An 11638-nucleotide genomic window follows, 5' to 3' on the forward strand; every position below is an offset into this window, starting at 1 on the left:
CGCGGGCGGTTGCCGGGCCCGCAGCCCACGGTGATGCCGGGCACAGCCCGGCACTACGGAACCCGACTTACTTCTCGGTCGCCGACTCCACCACCATATCCAGCACATACGCCTGCGCCGGTGCATCCGCCGGCGGATTGGCAATGGCAAAGCGCTTCACCCGCAGCACGTTGCGCGTGCCCGGCTCGTGCGTATACCCCTCGATGCTGCTGTAGAAGTTCTCGAACGCGCCCGGCGTGCCCTGCTTCAGCCCCTGCTCGTCGAACTTCACTTCGCGGGTCTGCAGGCACTGCATGTCGCGGATCAGCGGATGCGGGCAGGGTTTGGTCTGCGCGGCCACTTCAATGAACACCGTTTCGCCCGGGCCGCCAAAGCGCGTTTCCGCGGTCGGTCGCGGCCCGAACACCAGCAGATCGCCGCTGGCCGTGTGCAGGGTCAGCTGGTCGTTGACGCCCAGCTCCGCCTTCAGCGCGCCTTCCAGCCGCGAGCCGACCGCCTGATCCAGCGCCATCAGCGCCTTGTCGGTGCAGGCCATCATGGTCGAGGCCAGCGGCGAGACCGTCAGCGTGCCATCGGCCAGGGTGTAGCCGCCGCTCATGCGGTTGCAGGTGTTGCTGACCGCGATGCGGCCGTCCTGGAAGTCCAGCGTGACCGGCTTTTCCTCGCGCGCCAGCAGCACGTCCAGCCGCTTGCCGCTGCTGTCAGTCGCATTCTCCAGCACCCAGTGATTGGCCAGCAGGCGCTGCTGGTCCAGCAGGGCCACCGCCTTCTGGTCGGCAGCCGCCGTCGGGGCTGGAGCCAGCTCGTCGCGCGCCGGACCGCCCGGGGTCTGGCTGGAGGGGGCGCTGCAGGCGGCCAGCAACGCCAGCGGCAGGACCAGCATCAGATTGCGTTTCATGGACATCTCCTTGAGGAACCTTCGAGTTGAACGCGGGAGCGCCCCGTTCGGGGTCACCCGCGGGCCGGCGCATTCAGGTGCCGGCAGGCAGCCACAGCAGCAGACCCACACCCAGCGCGATGCGGTAGAACGCAAACGCGGTGAAGCGGTGTGCCTTGATGTAGCCCAGCAACCACTTCACTACGACGAAGCCGGTGATGATGGCGGCAACAAAGGCCACGCCCACGTCGGTCCAGTTCTCGCTGGCCAGCTTGCCGTCCTTGGCCAGTTCCAGGAAGGCGTAGGCACTGGCCGCGAACATGGTCGGAATGCCGACCAGGAACACGAACTCCGTCGCCGCCGCGCGCCGGCTCAGGCCGAACAGCATCGCCACGAAGATCGCCGAGGCCGAGCGCGAGGTGCCCGGGAACACCCCGGCCACCACCTGCGCCAGGCCCACCAGCACCGCCACCGTCCAGGTCACCTCGCTGCGGTCAGGCAGCTTGGCCGTGCGTGCCTCCACCAGCAGCATCCAGATGCCGCCGATGATCAGCGCCCAGGCAATCGGCGTGACCGTCTCCGGCAGCTCCCAGCCGGCCAGGCGCACCGGCAGGCCCACCACGGCGGTGACCAGGAAGGCCGTGCCCAGCTTCAGCACGTAATCGCGGTTTTCCTTTTCATTCAGGCCGGTCGCCAGCTGCCACAGGCGCTGGCGGAACACCAGGGTGATGGCCAGGATCGCACCGGCCTGGATCACGATGTTGAAGAAGTCCGAGCGCTCACCCAGCCAGTGCTGGGCGATCAGCAGATGGCCGGTGCTGGAAATCGGGAGGAATTCGGTAAGACCTTCAAGAATGCCCAGCAACAGGGCGGAAAGCAGATCGGACATCAGGGGCTCAATGTAGAGCCGGGCTCTGCCCGGCTGCGTGTATGGATGACGCCCAATATAAAACATCGGCGCACGCACCAAATGTGTGCACGATCCGGTCGATGCACCGCAATGGTGCGCACCGTTCAGGGGAGGTCCACCGCCCCAGCAAGCGAAATCAACGACTTGTGAAGCCCGAAAAGTTGGCACGGGGATTGCTCTATCAACCCAGGCAATCACCCATTCGAGGTTTCACCGATGTCCGTGGAAAACGTTGAGAAGCTGATCAAGGACAACCAGATCGAGTTCATCGACCTGCGCTTTGTCGATATGCGTGGCGTCGAACAGCACGTCACCTTCCCGGTCAGCATCGTGGAACCGTCGCTGTTTGAAGAAGGCAAGATGTTCGACGGCAGCTCCATCGCCGGCTGGAAGGGCATCAATGAATCCGACATGGTCCTGCTGCCGGATCCGGCCAGCGCCTACGTCGACCCGTTCTACGCCGACCCGACCCTGGTGATCAGCTGCGACATCCTCGATCCGGCCACCATGCAGCCGTACGGCCGCTGCCCGCGCGGCATCGCCAAGCGCGCCGAGGCCTACCTGAAGTCCTCCGGCATCGCCGAATCGGCCTTCTTTGGTCCGGAACCGGAATTCTTCATCTTCGACTCCGTGCGTTTCGCCAACGACATGGGCAACACCTTCTTCAAGGTCGACTCTGAAGAAGCCGCCTGGAACACCGGTGCCAAGTACGACGGTGCCAACAGCGGTTACCGTCCGGCCGTGAAGGGCGGTTACTTCCCCGTTCCGCCGACCGACTCGCTGCACGACCTGCGCGCTGAAATGTGCAAGACGCTGGCCCAGGTCGGCATCGAAGTCGAAGTGCAGCACCACGAAGTGGCCACCGCCGGCCAGTGCGAAATCGGCACCAAGTTCAGCACCCTGGTGCAGAAGGCCGACGAACTGCTGCGCATGAAGCATGTCATCAAGAACGTCGCCCACCGCAACGGCAAGACCGCCACCTTCATGCCCAAGCCGATCGTCGGCGACAACGGCAGCGGCATGCACGTGCACCAGTCGCTGTCCAAGGGCGGCACCAACCTGTTCTCCGGCGACGGCTACGGCGGCCTGAGCCAGCTGGCCCTGTGGTACATCGGCGGCATCTTCAAGCACGCCAAGGCCATCAACGCCTTCTCCAACTCCGGCACCAACAGCTACAAGCGTCTGGTTCCGGGCTTCGAAGCCCCGGTCATGCTGGCCTACTCGGCCCGTAACCGTTCGGCCTCGTGCCGCATTCCGTGGGTGTCCAACCCGAAGGCGCGCCGCATTGAAATGCGCTTCCCGGATCCGATCCAGTCCGGCTACCTGACCTTCACCGCGCTGATGATGGCCGGCCTGGACGGCATCAAGAACCAGATCGACCCGGGCGCACCGAGCGACAAGGACCTGTACGACCTGCCGCCGGAAGAAGAGAAGCTGATCCCGCAGGTCTGCTCCTCGCTCGACCAGGCCCTGGAAGCACTGGACAAGGATCGCGAGTTCCTCAAGGCCGGCGGCGTCATGAGCGACGACTTCATCGACGGCTACATCGCGCTGAAGATGCAGGAAGTCACCAAGTTCCGCGCGGCGACCCACCCGCTGGAGTACCAGCTGTACTACGCGAACTGAGCAACAAGGTGGCGACGACGAAGGGCATCCCTCCCACCTTCGTCGTCGCCATCGCTTCGCGGCTGGGGAGCCGCACGGCACGCACCACCGTGTTACGCACCACGCACCACCAGGGGCAAGAGAGACCGGACGCTGCATGGGCCTTCCTCCCTCCCGCGTCACCGCTGGCGTCGCCCGTAACGGGCGTCGGCACGGCGTGGTCCACGCATCGTTCGGCGCGACAACCAGCGGCCATGTGCAAGTGGCCGCCGGTTGACCTGACGCCGGCCTGCCACGGCAGGCCGGTTCCATCCACCATCGGGACATGCGCATGAAACTGATCTCCGCCATCATCCGGCCGTTCAAGCTCGACGAGGTCCGCGAGGCCCTCTCCGACGCGGGCGTGTCGGGCATTACCGTGACCGAAGTCAAAGGCTTCGGTCGGCAGAAGGGTCATACCGAGTTGTACCGCGGCGCGGAGTACGTCGTGGATTTCCTGCCGAAGATCAAGATTGAAACCGTGGTCACCGACGACCGTCTGGACGCGGTGGTTGAAGCGATCCAGAACGCAGCCGGCACCGGCAAGATCGGCGACGGCAAGATCTTCGTTACGCCTGTGGAACAGGTGGTGCGCATCCGCACCGGCGAAATCGGCGCAGACGCGCTCTAACTCTCACTCGGAGTCCCCACCATGAAGACCTCTTTGTTCACCGGGTGGCAAGTCCGGTTCCACGCCGTGTGTCTGATGATGCTGCTCAGCGCGCTGGCCGTGGGTGCGTTCTCCAGCACCGCGCATGCCCAGGCCCAGGTGGCCCCGGTTGCGGAAGAAAACGTCACCGTCGAGCAACTGCCCGATCCGGCCGCCGCCGCGGCCGTTGCCGCACCGGCAGAAGAAGCCGCCGCCCCCACCTTCGACCATGGCGATGTCGCCTGGATGCTCACCTCCACCCTGCTGGTGCTGCTGATGGTGGTGCCTGGCCTGGCGTTGTTCTATGGCGGCCTGGTCCGTTCCAAGAACGTGCTGTCGGTGCTCAGCCAGATCCTGGTGGTGTTCTCGCTGGTGCTGATGCTGTGGGTGGCCTACGGCTACAGCGCGGTGTTCAGCGAAGGCAACGCCTTCTTCGGTTCGTTCACCCAGTTCGCCTTCCTCAAGGGCTTCGCACCGGATTCGGTTGGCAACACGCCCATCGCCGGCCTGCCGGACTATCTGTTCGTTGCCTTCCAGTCCACCTTCGCCGGTATCACCACCGCGCTGATCGTCGGTGCCTTCGCCGAGCGCATCAAGTTCAAGGCGGTGCTGCTGTTCTCCGCCCTGTGGTTCACCCTCAGCTACATCCCGATGGCCCACATCGTGTGGGGCGGCGGTTACCTGGGTGAAATGGGTGCCATCGACTTCGCTGGCGGCACCGTGGTGCACATCAATGCCGGCGTGGCCGGTCTGGTCGCCGCGTACTTCGTCGGCAAGCGCATCGGCTATGGCCAGACCGCGCTGAAGCCGCACAACGTGCCGTTCACCTACATCGGCGCGATGCTGCTGTGGGTCGGCTGGTTCGGCTTCAACGCCGGCTCCGCCGCCGCTGCAGACACCGTGGCCTCGCTGGCCTTCATCAACACCATCCTCGCCACCGCCGCCGCGGTGCTGGGCTGGACCCTGGTGGAAGCCGTGAGCAAGGGCAAGCCCTCCGCTCTTGGCGCAGCTTCGGGTGCGGTGGCCGGTCTGGTCGGCATCACCCCGGCCTGCGGCACCGTCGGTCCGCTCGGCGCGATCGTCATCGGCCTGGTCGCCGGTGTGGTCTGCGTGTGGGGTGTCACCGGCCTGAAGCGCCTGCTGCGCGTGGACGACACCGCCGACGTGTTCGGTGTGCACGGCATCGGCGGCATCGTCGGTGCCATCCTCACCGGTGTGTTCAGCGCGCAGTCGCTGGGCGGCACCAAGGCGGACCTGGACATCGGTCACCAGGTGTGGGTGCAGGTGGTCAGCGTCGGCTTCACCATCCTCTGGTGCGCCGTGGTCACCGCCGCGATCCTGCTGGTGGTCAAGCTGGTGGTCGGCCTGCGCGTCACCGAGGAAGCCGAACGCACCGGCCTCGACGTGACCTCCCACGGCGAATCTGCGTACGAAGCGTGAGGCCTCATACGCTGACCGCTGATATGAAATCGCTTCGGTAGCGCCGGCCGTTGGCCGGCCCTCCGCAATGCATGGGTAGTGCCGGGCCCTGCCCGGCAACTGCTGCAGACCTGAAATACAAGAAACGAGAGAGAGATGCTGTCTTGACCGGCGATTCCCAAGATCGCCGGTCTTTTTCTTTCATTCGCCCCAGACTCCGCCATGGGCCACAATCGACCCATGCACCGATTCCGCCTCCCGCTCGCCTTGCTCGCCGCGCTGCTGCTCAGCAGCTGTGCCACCACCGACCTGCGCAGCCCGCTCGCCACCTGGGTGCCTTCGCCCAACCACAACGAGCGCAAGCCGGTCATCATCGTCCTGCACCACACCGACCAGGACAACGTGCAGCAGAGCCTGCATACACTGCGCACCGCCAACAGCGGCGGGCGGGTCAGCTCACACTATCTGGTCGGTTCCGACGGCCACATCTATCAACTGGTGGCCGACAACCGCCGCGCGTGGCATGCCGGCGGCGGCCGCTGGGGTTCGCTCGCGGACCTGAACTCCACGTCCATCGGCATTGAAATCGACAACGATGGCAACAGTCCGTTCGCGCCGGCGCAGATCGCCGCATTGATCCGCCTGCTGGACGATGTCTGCACCCGGCTCGACATTCCGCGCAGCCAGATCATCGCCCATGCCGACCTGGCTCCCACGCGCAAGAGCGATCCCAGCCGCTACTTCCCGTGGCAGCAGCTGGCCGAAGCCGGCTTCGGTCTGTGGCCACGCGCGAGCGATGGCCCGGCACCGGCTGGATTTGATGCGACGCTCGCGCTGAAGGCATTTGGCTATTCGTTGGCGAACCGGGAGGCTGCCATTGGCGCATTCCATCGCCGCTTCCGCGGGCGCGACGATCTGCCGCAGGTGCTGGACGAGGAAGATGCGCGGATTCTGCATTCGCTGTTGATGCAGATGCGCTGAGCGCATTTCGTGCGGTGCCTCACATTTCCGGCCGCACGCACCACAAAACTGGAATCCCACTGTCACATCCAACCCATACGCTAGCGGTTTAGATCGATCTAACCACGGAGATTCTGCGTATGTCGTCGTACCGCTCGTCGTCGTTCCCGTCCGCGCACACCGCGCACTCCATGTCGCGCAGTGCCGCACCGGCAACGAAGACCGGCCTTGCGATTGCGCTGCTGCTGGCCATGTCCCAGCTGCACGCCGCTCCGCTGGAAGAGGTCGCCGACACCGCCGCCGCCCGCCCGGGCGCTGCCGCCGACGCCACCACATTGGACGCGTTGCAGGTCACCGCCAATGCCGGTGTCACCGCGACGGCGGTCGACGCCAAGCGTCGTTCGTCCGTACTGGTGGACTCGATCGACCAGGAAAGCATCCAGGTCACCAGCCAGGAAAACTCCATCGCACAGCGCCTGGTGGTGGCACCGGGCGTCAGCCTGATGCGCGACGAAGACCAGCCGCGCTACGTGACCGTGCGCGGCATCGCCGCCAACCTCAACAGCACCACCCTCGATGGCATCACCATGGCCTCGGTGGGCGACGAAGGCGGCGGTGAGCGCAAGATCAATCTGCAGCTGATTCCCAACGACATCGCCTCGCGCATCGACATCTTCAAGACCTTCAGCGCCGAGCAGAACCCGGACAGCATCGGGGCCGGCATCAACCTGGTCAGCGGCAGCGCGTTCGACAAGCCGCGCAACTCGCTGCACGTGGACGCCAGCGTGAACTACCACGCGCTCGGCAACGACGACGGCCGCAACAGCCTCTCGCAGACCACCGACCGCTGGGGCAGCGGCCTCAGCGGCAGTTTCAGCACCACCTTCGGCAGCAGTGACCAGTTCGGCCTCACCCTGTCCGCGCGCAACCAGGACTTCCAGACTTCGCAGAACAAGCTCTTCCAGAGCTCGCAGCAGTTCTTCGACAGCCAGGGCAACTACATCACCGGCCCGCTGCCCGCGCAGGGCTGGAACGGCATGTCCGCGCCGAACAACTTCGCCTACTACGCCGACAACCGCTGGATCCGCACCTATGGCGGCTCGGCCAAGCTGGAGTGGATGCCCAGTGACAGTCCGTTCCGCGCCTCCGTGCTGATGTACAACTACGGCATGGAAGAGCGCCGCACCGAGAACGGCTACGAGTTCATCACCCAGCGCAACGTCACCGACCAGACCCCGGTGTCCGGCACCAAGGGCATTGATTCGCTCAACGTCATCTTCGAAAACAAGGTCTGGGCCCGCAACAACCGCGGCGTGCTCGGCGGCATCGAATGGGAGCAGGACAACCAGTGGCTGGCCCTGCGCGGCGGCTACACCCGCGACCGCATCAATGCGCACGGTCGCAGCACCCGCCTCACTGCCAAGCCAGTGGGTCAGAGCCTCACCTATGCCTCCCCCGGGGTCGGCGAGATCTACAACATCACCGGCCTGAGCGACCCGGGCATCATCGACAGCGCCCGCTACGACCTCAACAGTGCCTCCGAATCGCAGACCTACGGCACCGCTGAAGTGCGCGACGTGCGCCTGGACCACCGCTGGAACGTCGGCCCGGAAGCACGCGGCTTCGGCATCGCCAGCGGCCTGGAGTACAAGCGCCTGGAGGTGGAGAGTGACATCACCCGCCGCAACAACGTCGCCGGCGGTGACTTCAGCGACTACCTGTACCAGCCGGGCTTCCGCTACCCGAAGTCGCAGTACGCGCTGCCGTTCTTCGACTACCACGCCTTCATGGGCAACGGCGGTTGGGACGCGTTGCCGGTGGACCAGACCGGTTCGACCTACTCCAGCCTGGCCTCGGACTTCCGTTATCTGGAAACGGTCAAGAACGCATACGTCTCGTTCCACTACAGCACCGACTTCCTTGAAGCCGTGGCCGGCGTGCGCTACGACGACACCACCTTCACCGCCCACACCCCCGCGATCACGGCGGGCGTGGTGACCGGAACCGGCCGCAACGGCGGTGGCTACGACAACCTGCTGCCCTCGTTGAACCTGACCGCGCACCTGCGTGAGGACATGAACCTGCGCTTCAGCGCCAGCAAGACGATCGGTCGCCCGATTCCCTCCAACATCGCCCAGGCCGAAGTGGTGAACTGCGACGGCGACAGTGGCGACTGCAGCATCTCGCGCGGCAACCCCGACCTGAAGCCGCAGCGCTCCACCAACTTCGACCTGTCGCTGGAGAAGTACTTCAATGACGGTCGCGGCTACGCCTCGCTGGCCGTGTTCCACAAGGACATCAGCGACAACATCGCCGGCATCACCAGTGAATCCATCGACGACCAGGGCCGCGTGACCAGCATCAACACGCCGCAGAACCTGGAGGACTCCAGCGTGCGCGGCGTCGAGCTCTCGCTGGTCAACCGGGACATGGCCCTGGGCGAGCACCGCTTCGACGTGCTGTTCAACGCCGCGCAGATGGACGGTGAGATGGTCTACCGCTGGGCCGGCGGCGAGCGCACGATCCACCAGCTCGCTTCGCAGCCCAAGACCATCGCCAACCTGGGCATCACCTGGCATATGCCGTGGTTGAACACCAGCCTGACCGTCAGCGAGAACTACACCGGCAAGCACATCTTCACCATCGGGGCCAACAGCTGGGGTGACCGTGGCTTCCGCTCGCGCTACGTGACCGATGTCTCGCTGAAGACCCGCATCAATGACAAGTGGTCGGTCGGCCTGACCGCCGCCAACCTGTTCGGCGAAGATCAGTACCAGACCGTGGGCGACAACTTCGAATACATGCGTAACCTCAACAACTACGGTCCCACCTACGCGCTGCACGTCAGCTACGACCTGAACCCGTAAGGACATTGCCATGACCATCCGCCGCCTGCGCGCCCTGTCTGCCCTGCTGTTGTTCGCCCTCGTTGTCGGCGTGCTGTCGGCCTGTGCCACCTCGCCCGCCGCCACCGCGAAGGACGAGGCCGCTGTGTTGCGGGTGATGACCTTCAACGTCCGCTACGCCTCGCCCAACGACGGGGTGAACCTGTGGGAGAACCGCCGCGCCTTGACCCTGAAAACCATCGTGGAGCAGCAGCCCGACCTGATCGGCATGCAGGAGCTGCTGCTCGGCCAGGCCACCTGGCTGGGCCAGCAGCTGCCGCACCACGCCTGGTTCGGCAAGGGCCGCAACGGCAACGAGGTGGACGGCAACGGCAACGAGCACATGGGCCTGTTCTACGACACCCGCCGGCTGACCCTGCTGCGCCAGGGCGACTTCTGGTACTCGGAAACCCCCGATGTGCCGGGCAGTGCCAACTTCGACGGCCCGATGCCGCGTATGGCCACTTGGGGTGAGTTTGAAGATCGTCGCAACGGCAAGCGCTTCTTCCTGTTCAACACCCATCTGCCGCACACCGACGCCGCCGAGGCCCTGCGCGAGCGCTGTGCACGGCTGCTGCTGGCTCGTATCCAGCAGCTGGCCGGTGATGCGCCGGTGGTGGTGACCGGCGACTTCAACGCCCATCCCGACGGTCCGACGCACCGTCTGCTGACCGCAGAGCTGTCCGACGCCTGGGACCAGGCTCCCGCCCGCAGCGGGCCGGAGAAGACCGCGCATGCGTTCACCGGCAACCCGGATGCGCGCATCGACTGGGTGCTCTATCGCCAGTTCGGCATCCGCTCGGTGCATTCGGTGGATGACCACGAGGGGCCGCTGTACCCCTCGGATCACTACCCGGTGGTGGCTGAGTTGACGTGGCTGTGATGCGCGCTCGCGCTCTGCTGCCCCTGCTGGGGCTGCTCGCGGTGCCATCGGTGCAAGGGGCGGGATTCTCCACCTCGTTCGAACCCGGGCAACCGACGGTGCAGGGCACCGCTACCGGGCTTCAGCTGCGCACGGGTACCGGTCCAAAGCAGCCCTATGCGGCCAAGGCCGACGTCGGCAGCACCGGCCTGCATGCCCTGGCCTACCAGGGCAGCGGCCGCCAGCGTCTCTTCGAACTGGATGTGCTGATCGCGCCCGACACTACGCTGTTCTGGTCGGTGCTGCCGGAGATCGTCGGCGACGACACCGTGGCCTCCACCTATGTTTCAGTGGACGCGGTGCTGGACGACGGCACCCGCCTGTCCGGCCTGCACGTGCGCGATCAGCATGGCGTGGCGCTCGGCGCTGCCGAACAGGGCGACTCGAAAACCCTCTATCCGCAGCAGTGGGCGTACAAGCAGGTGCGCCTGGGCGAGGTGCCTGCACTCTTGGGCAAGCGTGTGGTGGCGCTGGAGCTGGATGTGCAGCCCGCACCAGGGCATCCGGCGCAGGGCTGGCTGGACGACATCGGCGTGCAATCCATCGCGCCGGCCGTGCGCAAGCGCCCGAGCGACTGGGTGGTGACCACCCGGGGTACCCAGTCCAACGGCCGCTTCTCGCGCGGCAACAACATTCCCGCTGTCGCCGTGCCGCATGGCTTCAACTTCTGGACCCCGGCCACGAATGCCGGCTCGCTGTCGTGGCTGTATGCCTGGAACGAACACAACGACGACGCCAACCGGCCGCGCCTGCAGGCGTTCTCGCTCAGCCACCAGCCCAGCCCATGGATGGGTGACCGCCAGACCTTCCAGGTGATGCCCTCCAGCACGCCCGGCATCCCTGAGGCTGATCGCGTGGCGCGCAGCCTGGCGTTCGATCGTGCGCACGAAGTGGCGCGACCACACGAGTACCGCGTGCGCTTCGACAACGGCATCACCGCCGCGCTGGCCCCGACCGATCACGCGGCGGTGTTCGAGTTCGGCTTTCCGGCCGAGGGCGATGCCAACCTGCTGTTCGACAACGTGGATGCGCGCGGTGGGCTGACCCTGGATGCGAACACCGGCACCCTCAGTGGCTACACCGACGTGCGCAGCGGCTTGTCCACCGGCGCAACCCGCATGTTCGTGTATGCCAGTTTCGACCAGCCGTGGCAGCGCAGCGGCCTGATCGACACCGGTCGTCCCACCGGCTACATCAAGTTCGCCGCTGGCACCCGTGCGGTGACCATGCGCATGGCGACCTCGCTGATCTCGCTGGAGCAGGCCCGTCACAACCTGCAGCTGGAGGTCGCCGCCGCTGACACCCAGGTCGCCGTGGGGGCGCGCCCGGCCCGCCCCCGGGGGGGGCGGCGGGGGGGGGGGGCGGGGGGGGG

General features: G+C 65.9%; 8 protein-coding genes and 1 pseudogene. 7 read left to right on the forward strand and 2 right to left on the reverse strand.

Going from position 1 to position 11638, the window contains the following annotated elements; genetic code table 11:
- Window positions 1-67: 67 nt before the first annotated feature.
- Window positions 68-898 carry an META and DUF4377 domain-containing protein gene (locus tag QMX83_RS16455; RefSeq protein ID WP_282297719.1) on the reverse strand — a complete coding sequence of 277 codons (831 nt, stop codon included), beginning with the start codon at window positions 896-898 and terminating at the stop codon, window positions 68-70.
- Window positions 899-971: 73 nt separating this feature from the next.
- Window positions 972-1766, reverse strand: coding sequence for an undecaprenyl-diphosphate phosphatase (locus QMX83_RS16460; protein WP_282297720.1), 795 nt, complete (start codon window positions 1764-1766; stop codon window positions 972-974).
- A gap of 237 nt (window positions 1767-2003) precedes the next feature.
- Between QMX83_RS16460 and glnA the strand changes: the two genes are divergently transcribed.
- The 7 genes and pseudogenes from glnA to QMX83_RS16495 all read left to right on the forward strand — a co-directional run.
- Window positions 2004-3413, forward strand: a complete 1410-nt coding sequence (glnA, locus tag QMX83_RS16465) for a type I glutamate--ammonia ligase (RefSeq protein ID WP_282297721.1) — start codon at window positions 2004-2006, stop codon at window positions 3411-3413.
- Between the two features lie 310 nt (window positions 3414-3723).
- Window positions 3724-4062, forward strand: a complete 339-nt coding sequence (locus QMX83_RS16470) for a P-II family nitrogen regulator (RefSeq protein WP_185750173.1) — start codon at window positions 3724-3726, stop codon at window positions 4060-4062.
- A gap of 21 nt (window positions 4063-4083) precedes the next feature.
- Window positions 4084-5520, forward strand: coding sequence for an ammonium transporter (gene amt, locus QMX83_RS16475; RefSeq protein WP_282297722.1), 1437 nt, complete (start codon window positions 4084-4086; stop codon window positions 5518-5520).
- Window positions 5521-5739: 219 nt separating this feature from the next.
- Window positions 5740-6480 carry an N-acetylmuramoyl-L-alanine amidase gene (locus QMX83_RS16480; RefSeq protein WP_282297723.1) on the forward strand — a complete coding sequence of 247 codons (741 nt, stop codon included), beginning with the start codon at window positions 5740-5742 and terminating at the stop codon, window positions 6478-6480.
- Between the two features lie 119 nt (window positions 6481-6599).
- Window positions 6600-9326, forward strand: a complete 2727-nt coding sequence (locus QMX83_RS16485) for a TonB-dependent receptor (protein ID WP_282297724.1) — start codon at window positions 6600-6602, stop codon at window positions 9324-9326.
- Between the two features lie 10 nt (window positions 9327-9336).
- Window positions 9337-10227 carry an endonuclease/exonuclease/phosphatase family protein gene (locus tag QMX83_RS16490; protein ID WP_282297725.1) on the forward strand — a complete coding sequence of 297 codons (891 nt, stop codon included), beginning with the start codon at window positions 9337-9339 and terminating at the stop codon, window positions 10225-10227.
- Window positions 10227-11638 (forward strand): annotated as a pseudogene (locus tag QMX83_RS16495) (glycoside hydrolase family 92 protein); the annotation flags it as partial. The gene QMX83_RS16490 and the pseudogene QMX83_RS16495, both read left to right, overlap by 1 nt.

This window comes from Stenotrophomonas sp. PS02289 (genome assembly GCF_029960115.1).
Taxonomy (GTDB): domain Bacteria; phylum Pseudomonadota; class Gammaproteobacteria; order Xanthomonadales; family Xanthomonadaceae; genus Stenotrophomonas.

What these genes read in the sequence shown, in the direction of transcription:
- QMX83_RS16455 (WP_282297719.1), bottom strand. Translation starts at nt 898, where the DNA reads ATGAAACGCAATCTGATGCTGGTCCTGCCGCTGGCGTTGCTGGCCGCC.
- glnA (WP_282297721.1), top strand. Translation starts at nt 2,004, where the DNA reads ATGTCCGTGGAAAACGTTGAGAAGCTGATCAAGGACAACCAGATCGAG.
- QMX83_RS16490 (WP_282297725.1), top strand. Translation starts at nt 9,337, where the DNA reads ATGACCATCCGCCGCCTGCGCGCCCTGTCTGCCCTGCTGTTGTTCGCC.
- QMX83_RS16470 (WP_185750173.1), top strand. Translation starts at nt 3,724, where the DNA reads ATGAAACTGATCTCCGCCATCATCCGGCCGTTCAAGCTCGACGAGGTC.
- QMX83_RS16480 (WP_282297723.1), top strand. Translation starts at nt 5,740, where the DNA reads ATGCACCGATTCCGCCTCCCGCTCGCCTTGCTCGCCGCGCTGCTGCTC.
- QMX83_RS16460 (WP_282297720.1), bottom strand. Translation starts at nt 1,766, where the DNA reads ATGTCCGATCTGCTTTCCGCCCTGTTGCTGGGCATTCTTGAAGGTCTT.
- amt (WP_282297722.1), top strand. Translation starts at nt 4,084, where the DNA reads ATGAAGACCTCTTTGTTCACCGGGTGGCAAGTCCGGTTCCACGCCGTG.
- QMX83_RS16485 (WP_282297724.1), top strand. Translation starts at nt 6,600, where the DNA reads ATGTCGTCGTACCGCTCGTCGTCGTTCCCGTCCGCGCACACCGCGCAC.